The 20,305-nt window shown below is 70.8% G+C and carries 22 protein-coding genes; 18 read left to right on the forward strand and 4 right to left on the reverse strand.

Annotated elements, in window-relative coordinates; translation table 11 throughout:
• Positions 1-58: 58 nt before the first annotated feature.
• The 14 genes from glyA (at position 59) to EF879_RS14370 (ending at position 12,815) form a co-directional block, all read left to right on the forward strand.
• On the forward strand, positions 59-1,336 hold the full coding sequence (gene glyA, locus EF879_RS14305; protein WP_123558769.1) for a serine hydroxymethyltransferase: 1,278 nt from the start codon (positions 59-61) through the stop codon (positions 1,334-1,336).
• Positions 1,329-1,898, forward strand: a complete 570-nt coding sequence (locus EF879_RS14310; protein ID WP_233604455.1) for a hypothetical protein — start codon at positions 1,329-1,331, stop codon at positions 1,896-1,898. Before glyA ends, EF879_RS14310 begins: the two co-directional genes overlap by 8 nt.
• A 207-nt stretch (positions 1,899-2,105) precedes the next feature.
• Positions 2,106-2,339 (forward strand): AtpZ/AtpI family protein, encoded by a 234-nt coding sequence (locus tag EF879_RS14315; protein ID WP_123558770.1) that lies wholly within the window; start codon positions 2,106-2,108, stop codon positions 2,337-2,339.
• Positions 2,340-2,351: 12 nt separating this feature from the next.
• Positions 2,352-3,149: a F0F1 ATP synthase subunit A gene (gene atpB / locus EF879_RS14320; protein WP_123558773.1), complete on the forward strand. Its 798-nt coding sequence runs from the start codon at positions 2,352-2,354 to the stop codon at positions 3,147-3,149.
• A gap of 69 nt (positions 3,150-3,218) precedes the next feature.
• The gene (locus tag EF879_RS14325) at positions 3,219-3,443 is read left to right on the forward strand and encodes a F0F1 ATP synthase subunit C (RefSeq protein WP_123558775.1); all 225 of its coding nucleotides are present in this window, start codon (positions 3,219-3,221) and stop codon (positions 3,441-3,443) included.
• A 27-nt stretch (positions 3,444-3,470) separates the two neighbouring features.
• Positions 3,471-4,037: a F0F1 ATP synthase subunit B gene (locus EF879_RS14330; protein WP_123558776.1), complete on the forward strand. Its 567-nt coding sequence runs from the start codon at positions 3,471-3,473 to the stop codon at positions 4,035-4,037.
• Positions 4,037-4,858, forward strand: coding sequence for a F0F1 ATP synthase subunit delta (locus EF879_RS14335; protein WP_123558778.1), 822 nt, complete (start codon positions 4,037-4,039; stop codon positions 4,856-4,858). Before EF879_RS14330 ends, EF879_RS14335 begins: the two co-directional genes overlap by 1 nt.
• Before the next feature lie 82 nt (positions 4,859-4,940).
• Complete coding sequence (gene atpA / locus EF879_RS14340; protein WP_123558780.1) at positions 4,941-6,590, forward strand: F0F1 ATP synthase subunit alpha; 1,650 nt, start codon at positions 4,941-4,943, stop codon at positions 6,588-6,590.
• A 9-nt stretch (positions 6,591-6,599) separates the two neighbouring features.
• Entirely contained in the window at positions 6,600-7,538 is a 939-nt protein-coding gene (locus EF879_RS14345; protein WP_123558782.1) for a F0F1 ATP synthase subunit gamma, read from the forward strand.
• Positions 7,538-8,968, forward strand: a complete 1,431-nt coding sequence (atpD, locus tag EF879_RS14350; protein WP_123558784.1) for a F0F1 ATP synthase subunit beta — start codon at positions 7,538-7,540, stop codon at positions 8,966-8,968. Before EF879_RS14345 ends, atpD begins: the two co-directional genes overlap by 1 nt.
• Before the next feature lie 332 nt (positions 8,969-9,300).
• The gene (locus EF879_RS14355; RefSeq protein ID WP_123558786.1) at positions 9,301-10,464 is read left to right on the forward strand and encodes an LCP family protein; all 1,164 of its coding nucleotides are present in this window, start codon (positions 9,301-9,303) and stop codon (positions 10,462-10,464) included.
• Between the two features lie 402 nt (positions 10,465-10,866).
• Entirely contained in the window at positions 10,867-11,991 is a 1,125-nt protein-coding gene (locus EF879_RS14360; protein WP_233604492.1) for an LCP family protein, read from the forward strand.
• A gap of 86 nt (positions 11,992-12,077) precedes the next feature.
• A complete protein-coding gene (locus EF879_RS14365) occupies positions 12,078-12,362 on the forward strand; it encodes a F0F1 ATP synthase subunit epsilon (protein WP_123558790.1) in 285 nt (94 codons plus the stop codon).
• Positions 12,363-12,374: 12 nt separating this feature from the next.
• On the forward strand, positions 12,375-12,815 hold the full coding sequence (locus EF879_RS14370) for a DUF2550 domain-containing protein (protein WP_123558792.1): 441 nt from the start codon (positions 12,375-12,377) through the stop codon (positions 12,813-12,815).
• Between the two features lie 54 nt (positions 12,816-12,869).
• Here the strand turns inward: EF879_RS14370 and EF879_RS14375 are convergent, their stop codons facing one another.
• Positions 12,870-13,499 (reverse strand): class I SAM-dependent methyltransferase, encoded by a 630-nt coding sequence (locus EF879_RS14375; RefSeq protein ID WP_233604456.1) that lies wholly within the window; start codon positions 13,497-13,499, stop codon positions 12,870-12,872.
• A gap of 129 nt (positions 13,500-13,628) precedes the next feature.
• Here EF879_RS14375 and EF879_RS14380 point away from each other — a divergent pair, with 129 nt between their 5' ends.
• From EF879_RS14380 to EF879_RS14390, 3 genes are all read left to right on the forward strand, one after another.
• On the forward strand, positions 13,629-14,873 hold the full coding sequence (locus tag EF879_RS14380) for a sensor histidine kinase (RefSeq protein ID WP_148086442.1): 1,245 nt from the start codon (positions 13,629-13,631) through the stop codon (positions 14,871-14,873).
• Complete coding sequence (locus EF879_RS14385) at positions 14,870-15,730, forward strand: response regulator transcription factor (protein WP_123559226.1); 861 nt, start codon at positions 14,870-14,872, stop codon at positions 15,728-15,730. Before EF879_RS14380 ends, EF879_RS14385 begins: the two co-directional genes overlap by 4 nt.
• Before the next feature lie 183 nt (positions 15,731-15,913).
• Positions 15,914-16,276, forward strand: coding sequence for a hypothetical protein (locus EF879_RS14390; protein ID WP_123558796.1), 363 nt, complete (start codon positions 15,914-15,916; stop codon positions 16,274-16,276).
• Here the strand turns inward: EF879_RS14390 and EF879_RS14395 are convergent.
• Both EF879_RS14395 and EF879_RS14400 read right to left on the reverse strand, forming a co-directional pair.
• Positions 16,253-16,684 carry a VOC family protein gene (locus tag EF879_RS14395; protein WP_123558798.1) on the reverse strand — a complete coding sequence of 144 codons (432 nt, stop codon included), beginning with the start codon at positions 16,682-16,684 and terminating at the stop codon, positions 16,253-16,255. The genes EF879_RS14390 and EF879_RS14395 overlap by 24 nt on opposite strands.
• A complete protein-coding gene (locus tag EF879_RS14400) occupies positions 16,671-17,243 on the reverse strand; it encodes a cob(I)yrinic acid a,c-diamide adenosyltransferase (protein WP_123558800.1) in 573 nt (190 codons plus the stop codon). The genes EF879_RS14395 and EF879_RS14400 overlap by 14 nt, the downstream gene beginning before the upstream one ends.
• Between EF879_RS14400 and murA the strand changes: the two genes are divergently transcribed.
• Entirely contained in the window at positions 17,242-18,768 is a 1,527-nt protein-coding gene (gene murA / locus EF879_RS14405) for a UDP-N-acetylglucosamine 1-carboxyvinyltransferase (protein ID WP_123558802.1), read from the forward strand. The two genes, EF879_RS14400 and murA, sit on opposite strands and share 2 nt — an antisense overlap.
• A gap of 37 nt (positions 18,769-18,805) precedes the next feature.
• Here the strand turns inward: murA and EF879_RS14410 are convergent, their stop codons facing one another.
• Positions 18,806-20,281 carry a hypothetical protein gene (locus tag EF879_RS14410; protein ID WP_123558804.1) on the reverse strand — a complete coding sequence of 492 codons (1,476 nt, stop codon included), beginning with the start codon at positions 20,279-20,281 and terminating at the stop codon, positions 18,806-18,808.
• Positions 20,282-20,305 lie beyond the last annotated feature (24 nt).

The following is a 20,305-nucleotide window of genomic DNA, read 5'->3' on the forward strand; positions in this document are numbered from 1 at the left end:
CGGTGACGAGGCCGGACGACAGGTGGGCAGGCATGGGTACGCGCAGCGGGAAGCCGGCGTGACCCCGTTCTGGGGGCCGGACTTCGACGAGCTGGCCGAGACGGACCCGGAGATCGCCAGCGTGGTGCTCGGTGAGCTGGACCGGCTCCGGGGCGGCCTGCAGCTGGTCGCCAGCGAGAACCTCACCTCACCGGCGGTGCTCGCGGCCCTCGGGTCCACCCTGACCAACAAGTACGCCGAGGGCTACCCGGGCCGCCGCTACTACGGCGGCTGCGCCCAGGTGGACCGGGCCGAGCAGCTCGGCATCGACCGGGCGAGGGAGCTGTTCGGGGCCGAGCACGCGAACCTCCAGCCGCATTCCGGGGCGAGTGCCAACCTGGCCGCGTACGCCGCGCTGGTCCAGCCCGGCGACACGGTGCTGGCGATGGAGCTGCCGCACGGCGGGCACCTGACACACGGCAGCCGGGTCAACTTCTCCGGGAGGTGGTTCGACACGGTCGGCTACCGGGTGCGGCGGGACACCGAACTGATCGACTACGACGAGGTGCGCGACCTGGCCCGGGCCCACCGGCCCAAGATGATCATCTGTGGCGCCACCGCCTACCCCAGACTGATCGACTTCGCCCGGTTCCGGGAGATCGCCGACGAGGTCGGCGCGTACCTGATGGTCGACGCCGCCCACTTCATCGGGTTGGTCGCCGGCCGCGCGATCCCGTCCCCGGTGCCGTACGCCGACGTGGTCTGCGCCACCACCCACAAGGTGCTGCGCGGTCCGCGCGGCGGCATGATCCTCTGCCGGGGCTCGCTCGCCGAGCGGATCGACAAGGCGGTCTTCCCGTTCACCCAGGGCGGCCCGCTGATGCACGCCATCGCGGCGAAGGCGGTGGCGCTGCGCGAGGCGGCGTCGCCGCGGTTCCGGGCGTACGCTTCCCAGGTGGTTCAGAACGCGCAGGCACTGGCCGCGGCCCTCGCCGCGGAGGGCATGCGCCCGGTCTCCGGCGGCACCGACACCCACCTGGCCCTGCTCGACCTGCGGGCGGTGGGGGTGACCGGCCGGGACGCCGAGGCGCGCTGCGAGGCCGCCGGCATCACGCTCAACAAGAACGCGATCCCGTACGACCCGGAGAAGCCGATGGTCGCCTCCGGCATCCGGGTCGGCACGCCCAGCGTCACCACCCAGGGCATGCGGGAGCCGGAGATGCGCCGGATCGGAGGGCTGATCGCCCGCGCGGTCCGCACCGATCCGGGCCGCCCCGGCGGCACCGAGACGCTCGCCCGGCTCGCCTCCGAGGTCGCGGAGTTGGTGGCCGCCTACCCGGCGTACCCCCGTGGCTGAGTCGGAGAAGCCGGTGGCGGCCGATTCGACGCCGGCCCCGGAACCGGTGGCGGAATCGCCGACCACGGATCCGGTCGCGGGGGAGTCGGCCGGGTCGACCCTCGGGGCGGGGCCGGTCCCGGCCGCCGCCCGGGGCGCCGGCGCGCCGGGGTGGGCGGAACGCCACTGGCGGCTGGCGCACCTGCCGGTGGTGCTCGGGGCGTCGCTGGCGTTGCTCGTCCTCGCCACCGCGGTCGGTGCGGTCGTCGCTGGCGGGACCGGAGCGGTCGGCGTCGCCGCCGGGGTCGGTCTTGTTACGCTCAGTTACCTTGCGTCCACACTCGTGCTCGCCTGGGCCGACTCGGTCCACCCCAACCTGGTGCTCCCGTTCGGGCTGGCGACGTACGTGGCGAAGTTCAGCGTCATCGGCGTGGCGCTGGCCGGCGTCGCCGGCAGCGGTTGGGCCGGGTTACGGCCGTTTGGCTGGGGTGTTGTGGTCGGAGTGATCGCCTGGATCGGGGCGAACATCTGGTGGGTCAGCACCGTGCACCAGGCCCGGATCCGGGGCATGACCGGCGGCTGAACCAGCGTCGCGCGACGGGCCGCCGGCCCGCTCGGGTCCCGTGTACGGGACGACACAGCAAACTGTCAGTGATCGGTCATTTTTTCGGAGGCGGAACCGGAGTAGCGTGCCGGGGAGACGAACGCGCCCACCTTTCTGCCCACACAACCAGGTTGTGCGGGGGGTGAGGCTCAGCCTCGTACCGGAGACTGATATCGTTCGGCCGTCATGACCGGTGACCAAACCCCCCAGCCCGCAGGCGGCTCGGGTCCACCGCCCGAGGCCGGCGAGGGGTGGACCGCACTGGCGTACCTCATCGGTGGCCTGGCGGTGTGGGGTTGCATCGGTTGGTTGGTCGACCAGTGGCTCGACACCGGTGGTCTGGCCACCGGGATCGGGTTCCTGCTCGGCGGGGCCGGGGGTGTCTACCTGGTCATCCGCCGGCTTGGCACCCCGAGCTAGGGAAGGGACGCGGTGATCGGACAGTCGATCGTCCTCGCGGAGGGCGACATTCCGTTTCCACCCAGCGTGGAGGACTTCTTCCTGCCCAGCATCGTGCCGTGGGGCGAGCACTCGGTCTGGTTCACCAAGTTCACGGCGTTGATCTGGCTCGCCGTCGGGATCGCGATCGTCTTCTTCCTGCTGAGCTACCGGAAGCCGCAGCTCGTGCCGACGAAGCGCCAGTGGATCGCCGAGTCGATCTACGGGTTCGTCCGCAACAACATCGCGGTGGACATGATCGGCGCCCAGGGGGTCCGCTTCGCGCCGTACTTCACGACGCTGTTCTGCTTCATCTTCCTGAACAACCTCTGGCAGATCGTCCCGTTTGTCCAGATCTCGCCGATGTCGCACATCGCCTTCCCGGCGTTCCTGGCGATCATCAGCTACGTCCTGTTCATCTACGTGGGCATCCGGCACCACGGCTTCGCGAAGTTCTTCAAGCACTCGCTGATGCCGCCCGCGCCGTGGTTCATGCAGCCGCTGCTGATCCCGATCGAGCTCTTCTCGACCTTCGTCGCGCGGCCGATCTCGCTGGCGTTGCGGTTGTTCGCGAATCTCTTCGCCGGACACATTATCCTGCTGGTATTTACCTTCGGCGGTTTCGTCCTGCTGAACTCCGACGCGATCTTCCTCAAGCCCATCTCGGTCCTCTCCTGGGCGGTGTCGATCGCGTTGACCTTCCTCGAGGCGCTGGTCATCGTCCTCCAGGCCTACATCTTCACCGTGCTGAGCGCGAGCTACGTCCAGGGCGCGCTCGCAGACGGACACTGATCGTCAACCGTGCAGACCCGTTGTCGTCCCGCGTGAACCGTCACGCGTGATCTCAGGAGGAACCAACCAATGAATCTCGCCGAAGTTTCCGGCAGCCTCAGCGCCATCGGCTACGGCCTCGCCGCCATCGGCCCCGGTATCGGTGTCGGTCTGGTCTTCAGCGCCTACATTCAGTCGACCGCCCGCCAGCCGGAGTCGTCCCGGATTACCCTGCCTTACGTCTGGATCGGCTTCGCCGTGATCGAGCTGCTGGCCCTGCTGGGCATCGCCTTCGGTTACGCCTTCGGCCAGTAAGGCAGACCCCTCGAACGGGAGGTTCCGATGCTGAACTTGGCTGCGGAGGGCGTTACCCACAACCCGATCCTGCCGGACTGGCGTGAGATCGTGGTCGGGACCGTTGCCTTCGCCCTGCTGTGCTTCGTGCTGATGAAGTTCGTCTTCCCGCGCATGGAGCAGACGTTCCAGGCCCGGGTCGACGCGATCGAGGGCGGCATCAAGCGCGCCGAGGCCGCCCAGGCCGAGGCGAACAAGCTGCTGGAGCAGTACCGCGCGCAGCTGGCGGAGGCGCGTACCGACGCGGCGAAGATCCGGGACGACGCGCGGGCCGACGCCGAGAGCATCCGGCAGGACGTACTGGCGAAGGCCCGCGAGGAGGCGGACCGGATCATCGCGGCCGGCAAGGAGCAGCTCGCCGCCGAGCGGGCCACCATCGTGCGCGAGCTGCGTGCCGAGGTCGGCACGATCGCCGTCGACCTGGCCAGCCGGATCGTCGGTGAGTCGCTGGCCGACGAGGCCCGGCGCAAGGGCACCGTCGAGCGCTTCCTGGCCGAACTGGAGGGCGTCGGAGCCGGTAGCGGTTCCACCAACGGCGCCGTGAGGACGAGCTGATGCAGGCCGCCAGCCGGGAGTCGTACGCCGCCGCGCGGCAGCGCCTCGACGCGTACGCCGCGGGGGCGCCGGCGGACCGGATCGCCACCACCGGTGACGAGATCGGGCTCGTCGCCGACCTGCTGCGGCGCGAGCCGCGGCTGCGGCGGGCCCTCTCCGATCCCGCCCGGTCGGGCGAGGACCGGTCGGCCCTCCTCCGGAACCTCCTCGGCGACCGGATCGGCGCGGACGCCAAGGACCTGCTCGACGTGCTCGTCTCCGGCCGCTGGTCGGCGCCGTCGGAGTTGCTGGAGGCGGCTGAGCGGCTCGGCGTCGAGGCGCTGCTCGCCAGCGCGGACCGCGCGGGCGAGCTGGGCGAGGTAGAGGACGAGCTGTTCCGCTTCGGGCAGGTGGTCGCCGCCAACCCGGAGCTGAGCAACGTCCTCGCCGATCCGATCGCGCCCGTGGCGCAGCGGGCCGAGCTGACCGGGTCGCTGCTGGCCGGCAAGGCCCGACAGATCACGATCAAGCTGGTCGAGGTGGCACTCTCCGGGTTCGGCGGGCGCTCCTTCTCCGGCGGGCTCACCCGGCTCGTCGAGCTGGCCGCCGACCGGCGGGACCGGCAGGTGGCGTACGTCACCGTCGCGGCCCCGCTGACCGAGGAGGAGGAGCGCCGGCTGGGGGCCACGCTCACCGAGTTGTACGGTCGGGAGATCAGCGTCAAGCAGACGGTGGACCCGGCGGTGCTCGGCGGCATGAGCGTCCGGATCGGTTCCGATCTCTACGACGGCACGATCCTGCGCCGCCTGACCGACACCCGAAACGCGCTGGCACGGCGTTGACCACCAACGACGCCCGCACCAGGCGCTGAGCAGACATTCACGCCGTTCCGGTTAACCGGGCCCTGAATAGAGGAAGAAGAGGATGGCCGAGCTGACCATCTCGTCGGAGGAGATCCGCGGCGCGCTGGAGCGCTACGTCTCCTCCTATTCGCCCGACGTCTCCCGTGAGGAGGTCGGCACCGTCGCCGACGCCGGTGACGGCATCGCCCACGTCGAGGGGCTCCCCTCGACCATGACCAACGAGCTGCTGGAGTTCGAGGACGGCACCCTCGGCGTGGCGCTCAACCTGGATGTCCGCGAGATCGGTGTCGTGGTCCTCGGCGACTACGGCGGGATCGAGGAGGGGCAGCGGGTCAAGCGGACCGGCCGGGTGCTCTCGGTGCCGGTCGGCGACGCGTTCCTCGGCCGGGTGGTGAACCCGCTCGGCCAGCCGATCGACGGCCTGGGTGACATCGCCCACGAGGGCTACCGCGAGCTGGAGCTGCAGGCGCCGAACGTGATGGCGCGGCAGAGCGTCCACGAGGCGCTGCAGACCGGCATCAAGGCCATCGACGCGATGACCGCGATCGGCCGGGGTCAGCGGCAGCTGATCATCGGCGACCGGCGGACCGGTAAGACCACGATCGCGCTGGACACCATCCTGAACCAGCGCGACAACTGGCGCTCCGGCGACCCGAAGAAGCAGGTCCGCTGCATCTACGTGGCGATCGGCCAGAAGGCCTCGACCATCGCCTCGGTCAAGGGCCTGCTGGAGGAGCAGGGCGCGATGGAGTACACCACCATCGTCGCCTCGCCCGCCTCCGACCCGGCCGGCTTCAAGTACATCGCCCCGTACGCCGGGTCGGCGATCGGCCAGCACTGGATGTACGGCGGCAAGCACGTCCTGATCGTCTTCGACGACCTGACCAAGCAGGCCGAGGCGTACCGCGCGGTCTCGCTGCTGCTGCGTCGCCCGCCGGGCCGGGAGGCGTACCCGGGTGACGTCTTCTACCTGCACTCCCGGCTGCTGGAGCGGTGCGCGAAGCTCTCCGACGAGATGGGCGGCGGCTCGATGACCGGTCTGCCGATCATCGAGACCAAGGGCAACGACATCTCGGCGTTCATTCCGACCAACGTCATCTCGATCACCGACGGCCAGATCTTCCTGGAGACCGACCTGTTCAACCAGGGCGTCCGGCCGGCGATCAACGTCGGTACCTCGGTCTCCCGGGTCGGCGGTGCGGCGCAGGTCAAGCCGATGAAGAAGGTTGCCGGCCGGCTCCGGCTGGACCTGGCGCAGTACCGCGAGCTGGAGGCGTTCGCCGCCTTCGCCTCGGACCTGGACAAGGCGTCGCAGGCCCAGCTCAACCGGGGCGCCCGCCTCGTCGAGCTGCTGAAGCAGCCGAACTACACGCCGATGCCGGTGGAGGAGCAGGTCGTCTCGGTCTGGGCCGGCACCGAGGGCAAGCTGGACGACATCCCGGTGGGTGAGATCCGGCGCTTCGAGGCGGAGTTCCACGAGTTCCTGCGGCACCAGTACAAGCCGACGCTGCAGTCGATCGCGGACAACAACTGGGACGACGACATCATCAACTCCCTGGACGAGGCGATCACGCGGTTCAAGCAGATGTTCCTCGGCAAGGAGGACGAGGTACGGATCAACGAGGCGCCTGCCGCGCCGCTGGAGGGCGAGCAGGAGCGTGAGACGGTGACCCGGTATCGGGACAGCGCGCCCGCGGACGAGAAGCAGTAGGGCAGATCGATGGCGGCCCAGGTTCGCGTTCTTCGTCAACGGATCCGTGCGGCGAAGGGGATGAAGAAGATCACCAAGGCGATGGAGCTCGTCGCGACGAGCCGAATCGCCAAGGCCCAGGCCAGGGTGGCGGCCTCCCTGCCGTACGCCCAGGCCATCACCGGCGTCCTCACCGCGCTGGCCTCCAACTCGCGGATCGACCACCCGCTGCTCACCCCCCGGCCGCGGGTCCGCCGGGCGGGAGTGGTCGTGGTGACCGCCGACCGGGGCCTCGCCGGTGGCTACAGCTCGAACGCGATCAAGACCGCCGAGTCGCTGATCGCCCGGTTGCAGGCTGACGGCAAGCAGCCGGTGCTGTACGTCATCGGCCGCAAGGGCGTCACCTACTACCGGTTCCGCGACCGACACATCGAGGCGAGCTGGACCGGCTTCTCGGAGCAGCCGACGTTCGAGGATGCCAAGCGGGTCGGTGAGACGCTGATCAAGGCGTTCGTCTCCGGGGCGGACGACCTGGACGGTGGCGACCCGGGGATCGACGGGGTGCTCGGCGTCGACGAGCTGCACATCGTCTACACGCAGTTCAAGTCGCTGATGACCCAGACCCCGGTGACGCGGATCATCGGCCCGATGGAGGTCGAGGACCGGCCGCGCAGCGAGGCCCGGGGTCTGCTGCCGGCGTACGAGTTCGAACCGGAGGCGGAGGCGCTGCTCGACGCGCTGTTGCCGAAGTACATCAACACGCGGATCTACGCGGCGTTGATCGAGTCGGCGGCGAGCGAGTCGGCGGCCCGGCGGCGCGCGATGAAGAGCGCGACCGACAACGCCGAAGAGATGATCGAGAAGTACACGCGCGAGATGAACTCGGCCCGCCAGGCCGGGATCACCCAGGAGATCAGCGAGATCGTCGGCGGCGCGAACGCGCTGGCCGCGTCGGGAAGTGAAGTGTGATGACTGCTCCAGTAAAGACCGCGACGGGCCGGGTGGTCCGGGTCATCGGCCCGGTCGTCGACGCCGAGTTCCCGCGCGACGCCATGCCCGACATCTTCAACGCCCTCCACGTCGACGTGGAGCTCTCGGGCGGGCGCAAGACGCTTACCCTGGAGGTCGCCCAGCACCTGGGCGACAACATGGTCCGGGCGATCTCGATGCAGCCGACCGACGGCGTGGTGCGGGGCAGCGAGGTCCGGGACACCGGCTCGCCGATCACCGTTCCGGTCGGCGACGTCGTCAAGGGCCACGTCTTCAACGCGATCGGCGAGTGCCTCAACCTCAAGGAGGGGGAGCGGCTCGAGGTCACCGAGCGGTGGCAGATCCACCGCAAGGCCCCGGCCTTCGCCGACCTCGAGCCGAAGACCGAGATGCTGGAGACGGGCATCAAGGTCATCGACCTGCTCGCCCCGTACGTCAAGGGCGGCAAGATCGGCCTCTTCGGCGGCGCCGGGGTGGGCAAGACGGTGCTCATCCAGGAGATGATCATCCGGGTTGCCAACAACTTCGGTGGTACCTCCGTCTTCGCCGGCGTGGGTGAGCGGACCCGTGAGGGCAACGACCTCATCCACGAGATGACCGAGTCCGGCGTCATCGACAAGACCGCGCTGGTCTACGGCCAGATGGACGAGCCGCCGGGGACCCGGCTGCGGGTGGCGCTCTCCGCCCTCACCATGGCCGAGTACTTCCGCGACGTGCAGAAGCAGGAAGTGCTGCTCTTCATCGACAACATCTTCCGGTTCACCCAGGCCGGCTCGGAGGTCTCCACCCTGCTCGGCCGGATGCCGAGCGCGGTGGGTTACCAGCCGACGCTGGCGGACGAGATGGGTGAACTCCAGGAGCGGATCACCTCGGTCCGGGGTCAGGCGATCACCTCGATGCAGGCGATCTACGTGCCGGCGGACGACTACACCGACCCGGCCCCGGCCACCACGTTCGCGCACCTGGACGCCACCACCAACCTGGAGCGTTCGATCTCCGACAAGGGCATCTACCCGGCGGTGGACCCGCTGGCCTCCTCGTCCCGGATTCTTGCCCCGGAGTTCGTCGGCCAGGAGCACTTCGCGGTGGCCTCGGAGGTGAAGCGGATTCTGCAGCGCTACAAGGACCTGCAGGACATCATCGCCATCCTCGGTATCGAGGAACTCTCCGAGGAAGACAAGCTCACCGTCGGTCGCGCCCGGCGCATCGAGCGGTTCCTCTCCCAGAACACGTTCGCGGCCGAGGTCTTCACCGGCATCAAGGGCTCGTACGTCCCGGTCAAGGACACGGTCGAGGCGTTCAAGAAGATCAGCGAGGGCGAGTACGACCACTACCCCGAGCAGGCCTTCTTCATGTGCGGCGGCCTGGACGACCTCGAGCGCAACGCTCGTGAGTTGATGAAGCAGTAACGTCGGCAGTTCAGACGACAGGACCGCGTCGGGCTCATCCGACGCGGTCCTGTCGTCGTTTCCGGACGACCGGGCGGGCGTGGCGCCGCGGCTTTTTGGCCGCTGGTACGGTTCCGGTGCTTTGGGTTATCCGTTCTTTACGCGTACGGTCATTGGCGATCGATGGAATCCGGCGCTAATCTCTGCAACGTCTCAGCCCGGTGGGCTCGTCTTCTCTTACGGGCACGTACGAAACGGAGAAGCTAGTGGGTGAAGGCGCCATGGGCGGTCGCCAGCCGGGCAGGAGAGCCGGCCGGGCGGACCGGAGCGTGACGCAGCCGGGCGGTGACCGGATGGGTGCCGAGCGACCGGGTGGCGGCGAGGCCGGCGGCCCCGGTCGGCCGGGCAAGGGCCGGAAGCGGCAGACGAGGCCCAAGGCACCCCGATGGGCCCGGCTTTGCACCGTCTTCGGCGCGGTACTCGTCATGCTGAGCGGGATCACGCTCGGCGGGTTCAAGATGGCGCTGGCGCGGTTCGAGGGGGCCGTCACCGAGGCGGATCTCTTCGGCGACCAGGCGTCCGGCGAGCAGAAGGTGGCGGATATCAAGGGTCCGCTGAACATCCTGCTGGTGGGAATCGACCCGCGGGACGAGACCTGGAAGCCGTTGGCCGACTCGATCATGGTGTTGCACGTCAACGCGTCGCTCGACTCGGCGTACCTCTTCTCGGTGCCGCGGGACCTCCTGGTGGATATTCCGCCTTTCGAGAAGGCCAACTACCCGGGTGGCCGGGAGAAGATCAACGCGGCGATGGCCCATGGCAGCGTGGTCCCGGGGCAGGAGAAGCCGAGCGCCGCGCAGGGTTTCGAACTGCTGTCGCTGACGGTCAGCAAGGTGACCGGGATCAAGCGGTTCGACGCGGGGGCGATCATCAACTTCAATGGCTTCCAGAAGATCGTTGACGCGATGGGCGGTGTCACCATGTACATCGACCAGGACGTCAAGTCGGAGCACAAGCAGCCGGACGGCTCGCCGCGGAAGTTGAAGCCGGGTGGCGGCGGCTACCTCGGGCCGCAGAAGGAGTACAAGAAGGGCACCCACCACCTGAAGGGCTGGGAGGCCCTGGACTACGTCCGGCAGCGGTACGGCCTGCCGAACAGCGACTACGACCGGCAGCGGCACCAGCAGCAGTTCGTCCGGGCCATGGCCGACCAGGCGCTCAGCAAGGACGTGGTGACCAATCCGATCAAGCTCGACAAGGTGGTGCAGGCGGCCGGGAAGTCGCTGATCTTCAGCGGCCGGGGGCACCGGCTGATCGACTTCGGCTTCGCCCTGCGCAACCTGCGGTCGGACACGATCCAGATGATCAAATTGCCGGGCGGTGCGGTCAAAGAAGGGGGCGCCTACAAGGGCGAGGCGTTCAAGCCGATCGCCGAGGAGTTCTTCGCCGCGCTGCAGGACGGGACCGTGGACACCTTCGTGATGTCCCATCCGGAGCTGCTGAACAAGGCGAAGTGATCTGAGGCGATTCCCGGCCCGCGCGTCCCCTTCCCGTCGCGCGGGCCGGTTATCGGGTTCCCAAGTCGGACCCGAAAATGATCTCTGCGACGAATTCCTCCCACGCGCGCCCGCCGCGATGGTCGGATCCGCGGGGTGCTTCCGAGGGCGGACGTGCGTGAGGTGCGGCGGAAGACACGAATGCGGGTCGGGCGCCGTTGGACGGCGTGCGCCGTGCGGCGGCCACCGGCCGAGGAGTTGGGCGACGGCGCGCGGACCAGACGCGCGGCGAGCTGAATGGAGACGTGGGTGAGCGAGGGCGGCAAGGGCGCTGGCCGGTCGGGCCGGCAGACGGTCGCGGTGCGGGAGGCCCGGTCCGAGGGCGCCGGGCCGGATGGCGACTGGCCCGGTGGCGGTCGTCCGATCCGGGAGGGTCGGCGGAAGAAGTCCGTGGTGCCGAGGTGGGCCAGGCTCTGCACCATCTTCGGCGTGGTGCTGATGGTGCTCAGCGGTGGGTCGCTGCTCGGGTTCGAGGCGATCGTCGCCCGGTACGAGGGCGCCGTCACCCAGGAGGACCTCTTCGGGGACGCGGCCTCGGGGTCGGTGCAGGAGAAGAAGTCGGACATCAAGGGTCCGCTGAACATTCTGCTGGTGGGGATCGATCCTCGGCAGCCGACCACCCCGCCGCTGGCAGACTCGATCATGGTGTTGCACGTCAACGCGTCGCTCGACTCGGCGTACCTCTTCTCGCTGCCCCGCGACCTCGTGGTGGAGATCCCGCCGTTCAAGAAGGCCAACTTCCCGGGCGAGACCACCAAGTTGAACGCGGCGATGTCGTTTGGCAGCCACAACCCGAAGAAGGAGCTCCCGGACGCCGCGCAGGGGTTCGAGTTGCTGTCGCTGACGGTCAGCAAGGTGACCGGGATCAAGCGGTTCGACGCGGGGGCGATCATCAACTTCAGCGGTTTCCAGAAGATCGTCGACGCGATGGGCGGTGTCACCATGTACATCGACCAGGACGTCAGGTCGGAGCACCGGCAGCCGAATGGCAAGCCGCGGACGCTGAAGCCGGGGGGTGGCGGCTACCTCGGGCCGCAGGCGACGTACAAGAAGGGCACCCACCACCTGAAGGGCTGGCAGGCGCTGGACTACGTCCGGCAGCGGTACCCGAAGAACGGGGTCACCGACGGCGACTACGGCCGGCAGCGGCACCAGCAGCAGTTCGTCCGGGCCATGGCCGACCAGGCGCTCAGCAAGGACGTGGTGACCAATCCGATCAAGCTCGACAAGGTGCTGACGGCCGCCGGAAAGTCGCTGATCTTCAGCGGCCGGGGGCACAAGCTGATCGAGTTCGGCTTCGCCCTGCGCAACCTGCGGTCGGACAGCATTCAAATGATCAAACTGCCGGGTCACGGGGTCTTCGAGGGGGGCAAGTACAAGGGGGAGGCGTTCAAGCCGATCGCCGAGGATTTCTTCGCCGCGCTGCGGGAAGGGACCGTGGACACCTTCGTGATGTCCCATCCGGAGTTGCTGAATAAGGTCAAGTGAGCCGGTCCGCGCCGGGACCCGGCTGAGGGCGGCGGCGGGAGCGGGACTACACTCTCTCCATCCCGCCGCCGCAGCAAGGAGACAGCGTGGCACAGCAGCTACAGGTCGAGCTCGTCGCCGTCGAGGAAAAGATCTGGTCCGGCGATGCGGAGATGGTGGTGGCCCGGACGACCGAGGGTGAGCTCGGTGTCCTGCCGGGGCACGCCCCGTTGCTGGGGCAGCTCGCCGAGCCCGGCCAGGTACGGATCAAGCTGCCCGGTGGCGAGCAGCTCACCTACGAGGTGACCGGCGGATTCCTGTCGGTGACCAGTTCCGGAGTCACCGTACTCGCCGAGAGCGCCACCCCGGCGACCGAGTCCGCGGCGCACTGACCCGGGGCGTCGATGCTGGTCTTGAAATGGATCGGGGTCGGCGTCCTCGTCCTGTTCGCCGCGATCGCGGCGCTCTTCGTCCGCCGGGCGTGGGTCGCCCGGTCCGGCGGGATCATCCGGCTCAGTCTCCGCGTGTCGACGCTCCTCGACGGTCGGGGCTGGTCACCCGGGTTCGCGCGGCTCTCCGAGACCGAGCTGCGCTGGTACCGGATGTTCAGCTTTGCCCTGCGGCCGAAGCGGGTGCTGTCCCGGCGTGGTCTCGCGGTCGAGCGCCGGCGCCTGCCGGAGGGCCAGGAGCGGCTGATCATGCCCGCTGACTGGATCATCCTCCGCTGTACCAGCCACCAGGCCCCCGTGGAGATCGCGATGGCGAAGTCCACGCTCACCGGCTTCCTGTCCTGGCTCGAATCCGCCCCTCCGGGGGCGGTTTCTCATTTGGCGCTGCACGACTGAGTAGCTGGCACCGCACGACGGAGGCCGACCGCCGTCGGTCCGGCCCGACGGCGGTCAGCGGTGCGGAGTGCCCGACTCCGCGCCGACTTCGTGCTGCCGGACCGGACGGCGGCAGTAGTAGACCACCGCCGGTGGCAGGTTGGCCCAGACGGTGCTTCCGACCACGACCTCCTCGAAGAGGTCGCACAGCATCCGGTGCAGCCGCCGGGCCGGAGGCGCCCACCGGGCGTGCTGGTAGGCGAACGTGGTGAATGCGCCGTGATCGGCGAGCGACGCGACGACCGCGTCGAGGATCTGCCGCTGTCGCTCCGCCGTGAAGACGGCCCAGGGCAGCCCGCTGACGATCACCTCGGCCCGGGGGAGGTTTCGCGCGGCGAGTACGTGCGGTAGCGCCCCGGCGTCGGCCTGGATGACGTCGACCTCCGGGTACCCGCGCGCCAGCCGCTCGGCGAAGACGGGGTTGATCTCCACCGCGAGGTGCCGGCCCTGCCCGGCCAACCGGCGCTGGATGACCCGGGTGAAGGCCCCGGTGCCGGGTCCCAGCTCGACGACCAGCGGCTGGCCGGTCCGCGGGATCGCGGCGGTGATCCGTTCGGCGAGGGGTTCGCTGCTGGGCGCCACGGCGCCGACCGCCCGAGGGTTACGTGCGAACTCGGTGAGGAACGAGATCATCTCGGTGGGCACGGACCGAAGCTAGGCGAGAGTGCCCCGATTCGATGTCGTTCGCCCGGCCGATCCGCCGGCCACTCGGAGGAGGCGGCGTGTCCGGAGGCAGGAGCCGGCACCCCCGTCCCGGCTCCGTATCGTTGCCGCGTGCGAGAACCACGGAGCTGGTGGCCGGATGTCCTGATGGGTCTCGTCGGCGGCCTCTTCGGGCTGGCCGACGTCGGCCGGCTGGTGGAGTGGAACGATCCGCTCGCACTGGCGGTCACGCTCGCCACGGTTCTGGCGCTGGTGGCGGTCCGCCGCTGGCCCTGGCCGGTGCTGGTCGTGCTGAGTGTCCTGATGGCCACCGCCGGAGCCTCGGCGCGGAGCGGGGACATCGCCCAACTCGGCTCGATGGTCGCGGTGGGCCTGATCGCGTACAGCGCGACCTGGCCGGTGACCGCCGCGGCGTTCGGCCTGACGTACACGGCCTTGCTGGCGTACATGATCAGCCGGGAGGGACTGCTCCCCGGTCAGCAGGGATTCGTGCAGCTCGCCGGCTTCGCCCTGATCGCCGGGGCCCCGATCGCGTTGGGCCGCTACCTCGGTGGGCTGCGCCGGGCCGCCCAGGCGGCCGAGGAGCGGGCCCGCGAGGCCGAGGCGCAGCAGGAGGTCCAGACCCGGGCCGCCCGGCTGGCCGAGCGGACGGCGATCGCCCGGGACCTGCACGACATCGTCGCGCACCACGTCGGGGCCATCGCGTTGCAGGCGGGGGCGGCGCAGTACGCGGCCCAGCGCACCGGCCGGGTGGACGATGCCGTACAGGCGCTCGGGGAGCTGCGGGCCACCGCCGGCCAGGTGCTGGGCGAGCTGCGCGCGCTGCTCGAGGTGCTGCGGGATCCGGACGCGGTGACGGCGGGTGGCCCGCCGATCGAGCCGGAGCAGCTCATAGTCGACGCGGAGCAGCGGGTCCGAGCCGCCGGAGTGGCGGTGCGGATGAGCGTGTCGGGCGACATCGGAGACGCCCCGCTGGTGGTCCGGACCACCGCGGCCCGGGTGGTGCAGGAGGGGTTGACCAACACCCTCAAGCACGCCGGTCCCGGGGCGAGCGCCTCGGTCGACGTACGGTCCGACGGCGACGGGCTGCTCGTCGAGGTGGTCGACAGCGGCCCCGAACACCCGCGCCCGGCGTTGCTCCCGCCCTCCGGGCACGGGCTGGCCGGGATGCGGGAGCGGGTACGGCTGCTCGGCGGCACCCTGCGCGCCGGCCCCACCGACGCCGGCGGGTGGCGACTCTCCGCCCGGCTGCCGATCCCGGAGAAGTCGGCGTGCCAACCGGCGGCGTCCGAACCGGCGGCGACGGCGACGGCCCGGTCGATCCCGCACGAACCGGCCGGGTGGCAGGGCCGATGATCCGGGTGCTCGTCGTGGACGACCAGGCTCTGGTCCGGGCCGGGGTCACGCTGCTGCTGCGGACCGCCGAGGGCTTCGACATCGTCGGCGAGGCCGGAGACGGCCGGGAGGCGGTACGGCTGGCCGAGCGGCTGCGCCCGGACGTGGTGCTGATGGACCTGCGGATGCCCCGGATGGACGGGATCGAGGCGACCCGCCGGATCCTGGAGCAGCATCCGCGGACCCGGGTGCTGGTCCTCACCACCTTCGCCGACGACGCGGACATTTACGGCGCGCTCGGCGCCGGTGCGATCGGGTACCTGGTCAAGGACGGCGCCCCGGAGGACCTCGTCGAGGCGGTCGGCCGGGCGGCGCGGGGCGAGCCCCTGCTGGCGTCACCGGTGCTGTCCCGGATCGTCAGCCGGGCCCTGCGTGCGCACACCCAGGAGACCGAGCGGGAGGCGGACAACGCCCGCTGGTCGGCCCGACGGCTGCTCAGCAGCCGGGAGCGGGAGGTACTGGCGCTGGTCGGCGCCGGGCTCTCCAACGCCGAGATCGCCGCCCGGTTGCACGTCGGCGTCACCACCGTCAAGACCCACGTCTCGGCGGCGATGGAGAAGCTCGGGCTGCGGAACCGGGTGCAGGCGGCGGTGGTCGCGCACCGCCTCGGCCTCGTTGACGACGACTTCCAGCCGGTCGATCCGGACGCCCCGGCCCGCGGCGGTCCGGGTCGGAGCGCTCCCGGCGACTCCTCCGACTGGGCCGCCGGCACGGTGGGCGGCGACTACGGCCCGGCGGAGTCCGGCGTGGGCGGCGGGCCCGCCACCCCGCTCCGCGACGGTGCCGACCGGGGCGGCGTGGAGCGGTGCGAGGCGTGAGTCGGACCGGAGCGGCTCCCGCAGGCTGGTCCGCGGCGGACGGGTATTCGGAGCCCGGTCGGGCGATCGACGCGCGACGTCGCCGTCTCCGTCGGGAGGCGTCCCCACCTCCGGCCACCTGGCGGAGCCGGTACGGCCGCCGGTACGACGTGTCGACCGGCGCCGTGGGGGCACCGTGGAGGGGTGGGATTCGTCAACGCGATCGTCGGCAACCGTGTCGTGCTGCCGTCCGGGTGGCGGTGTTCCGCCACCGCGGTGTCGCACGTCACCGGGGCGCGGGTGCTGGCCGCCGTCCTCGTCCCGGTCGCCGGCGCCCTGCTCGCCGCGGCCGTCCTGCTCTGGGGGCGCCGCCGACCGCGGGTCCGGGCCGCCCGGTGGTCCGGTCACCGCCCCGGGGCGCCGGCCGCCCCGCGGGCCCGCTGCCGGGTGGGCCGCCGTGGCGGCCCATCGCTGCGGCAACCCCGCCGGCCTGCCGGCCCGGCGACCCGGCGCCCCTTCCCGGTCGGCCGGGCCCGGGAGCGGTCAGCGGCCGACCGGCGGGACTGAGGCGCAGAGTTCCACCTCGAACCCGGACTCGTCGGCCAGGTAGCCGGCGTAGGTGTCGGGCCCGCCGGCATGCGGGTAACGGTCGGCGAAGAGCGGCGTCCACCCGTACGCGGCGGCGTCGGCGACCAGCCGGTCCACCGTGGCGGGCGGGCCGGCGTGCAGGGCCAGGTGGTTGAGGCCGGGGGCGAGCCGGTCGTATCGACGCGACGACATCGCGGTCGACTCCTCCAGGACGAGGTACGTGTGGCCGAGCCGCCAGGAGCGTCCGGCCGGCCAGCTCTGGTACGGCGTCCAGCCCAGCTCGCCGAGGAGCCACCCCCAGCTCCGGACGGTCCGCGCCAGGTCCGGTACCCAGAGTTCGACGTGGTGGAGCCCGCCGACCGGTGGGCTGTCGTCAGCGCTGCCCACCGGGCACCCATACCACATCTCCGTCCGGATTTGCCGTTCTTGCCAGGATGAACAGCAGATCCGAGAGACGGTTGAGATACTTTGCCGGAAGAGGGCTGGTCCGATCCGGTTCGTGGCTGATGAGTGCCCAGGCCGCGCGCTCCGCGCGCCGGGCGACCGTACGTGCCACGTGCAACAGCGCCGCGCCTGGGGTGCCGCCGGGCAGAACGAAGGAGTCGAGCTTGGCCAGTTCCGCGTTGAACTCGTCGCACCAGCCCTCCAGGCGGTGCACGTACTCCTCGGTGACCCGCAGTGGCGGGTACGCCGGCTCCGGCTCGACGGGGTTGGCGAGGTCGGCCCCGACGTCGAAGAGATCGTTCTGGATCCGACCGAGGACGGAGCGGATCCGCTCGTCGAGCTGGCCGAGGGCGAGTGCCACGCCGATCGCCGCGTTGCACTCGTCGACGTCGGCGTACGCGGCTATCCGCGGATCCGTCTTCGCGACCTGCTCGTTGTTGACCAGCCTGGTGGTGCCGGTGTCGCCGGCCCTGGTGTAGATGCGCGTGAGGTGGACGGCCATGAGGCACAGCGTACGGACATCGGCGCCGACCGCCACGTCTCGGCCGGACCCGGCGACCGGGGCCGGGCCGGTGCGGGGGTGGTGGGGCCGCACGGCGCCGGACGACGACGAATCTACGATGTGCGACGTGGACGTGATCAGGGTCAGCGGGGGCGCGCGGCTGACGGGCCAGGTCCACGTCGTCGGCGCGAAGAACTCGGCTCTGAAGCTGATGGCCGCGGCCCTGCTCGCCCCCGGGCGAAGCATGATCACCAATGTGCCGCGGATCACCGATATCGCGATCATGGGCGAGGTGCTTCGCCGGCTCGGCTGTGACGTCTCGTTCGTCGACGACGTGGTGACTCCGGCCGGCGACGTCGCGGGCGGTCCCACCGGTGCCGGACCGGCGCCCGGTGGGGGTTCGGCGGCGGGCGGGACGGGGACGCCCGGTGCCGGCGGGGCGCGCTCCTGCGCCGTGGTCATCGACGTTCCCGAGGCGCCGGGCACCGAGGCGGACTACGACCTGGTCCGTCGGTTGCGCGCCTCGATCTGCGTGCTTGGCCCGCTGCTGGCCCGCCGTGGCTACGTTCGGGTGGCGCACCCGGGCGGTGACGCGATCGGCTCCCGAGGGCTGGACATGCACGTGGCCGGCCTGGCCCGGATGGGCGCCGACATCTCGGGGGAGCACGGCTTCGTCATCGCCTCGGCGCCCGGAGGACTGCACGGTGCGACCATCTGGCTCGACTTCCCCAGCGTCGGCGCCACCGAGAACCTGGTGATGGCGGCGGTGCTGGCCAAGGGAAACACCGAGATCGACAACGCTGCCCGCGAGCCCGAGATCGTGGACCTCTGCACGATGCTGAACCGGATGGGGGCCCGGATCGAGGGCGCCGGCTCCTCGACGCTGCGGATCGAGGGCGTCACCGAGCTGCACCCGGTGACCCATGCCACGGTCGGGGACCGGATCGTCGCCGGGACCTGGGCCTTCGCGGCGGCGATGACCCGGGGCGACGTGACGGTGACCGGGGCGAGCCCGGCCTTCCTGGAGATCGCACTCGACAAGCTGGTCTCCGCCGGCTGCCAGGTGGAGACCGGGACGGACACCTTCCGGGTCCAGATGGACCGTCGACCCTCCGCGGTCGACGTGGTGACCCTGCCGTTCCCCGGGTTCGCCACCGACCTGCTGCCGATGGCGATCGGCCTGGCCTCGGTGAGCGAGGGTGCCTCGCTGGTCACCGAGAACATCTTCGACGGCCGGTTCATGTTCGTGAACGAGATGGCTCGGCTGGGCGCGGACATCAAGACCGACGGACACCACGCGGTGGTCCGGGGCCGGGAGCGGCTGTCCAGTGCGCCGGTACGGGCCACCGACATCCGGGCCGGCGCCGGCCTGGTGATCGCCGGGCTCTGCGCCGACGGCGTCACCGAGGTCTCGCACGTCCACCACGTGGACCGTGGCTATCCCGACTTCGTCTCCGACCTGCGGGCGCTCGGGGTCGAGGTGGAGCGGGACACCGCACCGGAGGAGCCGGCGTTCACGCTGTGACCGGCCGGCCCCGACGGTGGCGGCGCCACCGGCCGGCTCACCAGCGCCAGGCGCGCCAGACCAGAAGGTCCGGATGCCGGTCGCGTACCGCCGCGCCGGCCTGACGGGCGATGCGACCGAGCAGCGGGACGGCGAACCAGAGCAGCACCAGGGCGTAGCAGGCCAGGGTGACGCGCTGCAGCCCGGTGAGGGTCGGGGTCTCGACCAGGGGTGCCCACAACGGGCTGTACTCCGGTGTGAAGTGGCAGAGCGCCTCCAGGTACCAGTTGTTGTCGTAGCAGATCCGGGGCCGGACCTGTCCGTACACCAGGCTGTTCGCCGCTCCCCAGACGGAGAGGAGGACGGCCGCCAGGGTGCCGAGGTTCGCCCACGGCCCGGCCCGTTCGGCGCGTACGCAGACGGCCAGCGCCAGGGACGCCGGGAGGATGGCGAGGAGGAAGAACCGCGGTCCCCAGTACAGGCCGCCGTACCAGCTCCACCACGGGGCGTAGACCAGCACGAGCCCGGCCACGAAGACCGTCCAGAGCAGCCAGATCGACCAGACGTCGACCGGTTCGGCGCACCCTCCCGGACCGGACGCGACCGGCCGTGCCCGGTCCGGCGTACCCTCCGCCTCCCGCACCCGTCGTCGTAGGGGCAGGAAGAGCCCGGGGGTGAACCAGAGCAGCCCCTTGCCGAACGAGAAGAGGATGGCGACGACCCCGAGCGGAAACGGGTAGGAGAAGCCGGGCTCACCGGAGTACGGCATGACCGTCCGGCCGCCGCTGCTGCCGGCGTAGGAGCTGTGCAGGGGATCGTCGAACCGGAGCCACGCCTCGCCCATGACCAGTGCGAGGGCGGCCAGCGGCACCAGGAGGTAGCGCAACCGTCTCGTCCGGAGACAGAGGAGGCCGGCGACGAGGCCGAGCCCCGCGAGGGTCGCGGGCGTGTTGGCGACCCCGAGCACCACCGCGACCCAGCCGGCGCTCCGGGTCCAGCGGCCCGTTCCGGGCAGCGTCGCGGCGAGCAGTCCCACCCCGACGGTCACCATCGTGAAGACCTCGCCGTAGAAGTCCTGCACGTGCGCGGCGATCATGCTGCCCGCGACCAGGAACAGCAGGAAGCGGCGGAGCAGCGCGGCGTCCATCCGGTCGCGGAGCAGGCCGTGGAGCGCGGCCAGCCCGAGCACGAAGAGGACGAGGTTGTACTGCGCCACCACGTGCCGCGGGTCGCCGAGCCACCGGCCGAGCCACTCGAGCGGGGCGGCGAAGAGCGGCCCGATCAGCGAGTACGGCACCTGTGACCACTGCCGCTGGTCGAGGAGTTGGAGGAGCGCCTGGTAGCGCGCGAGGCCGTCGCCCATCATGGCCGGGCGCGGGGTGACCGCCAGGAGCGCCAGGCCGATCCCGATCAGCGTCGACTCCACCAGCGCCGCCACCCGCCCGCCGGTCCGGCCGGTCGGTGTGGGCGCTGCCGTCCGGCGGTCCGGTTCGTCCGGCCCCTGCCGGACGTCCTCGGTCGCCGGTGCGCCCATGGGCTCCTCCTTCGGTGCCGGCGG

The organism is Micromonospora sp. HM5-17, from assembly GCF_003762835.1.
Classification (GTDB): Bacteria; Actinomycetota; Actinomycetes; order Mycobacteriales; family Micromonosporaceae; genus Plantactinospora.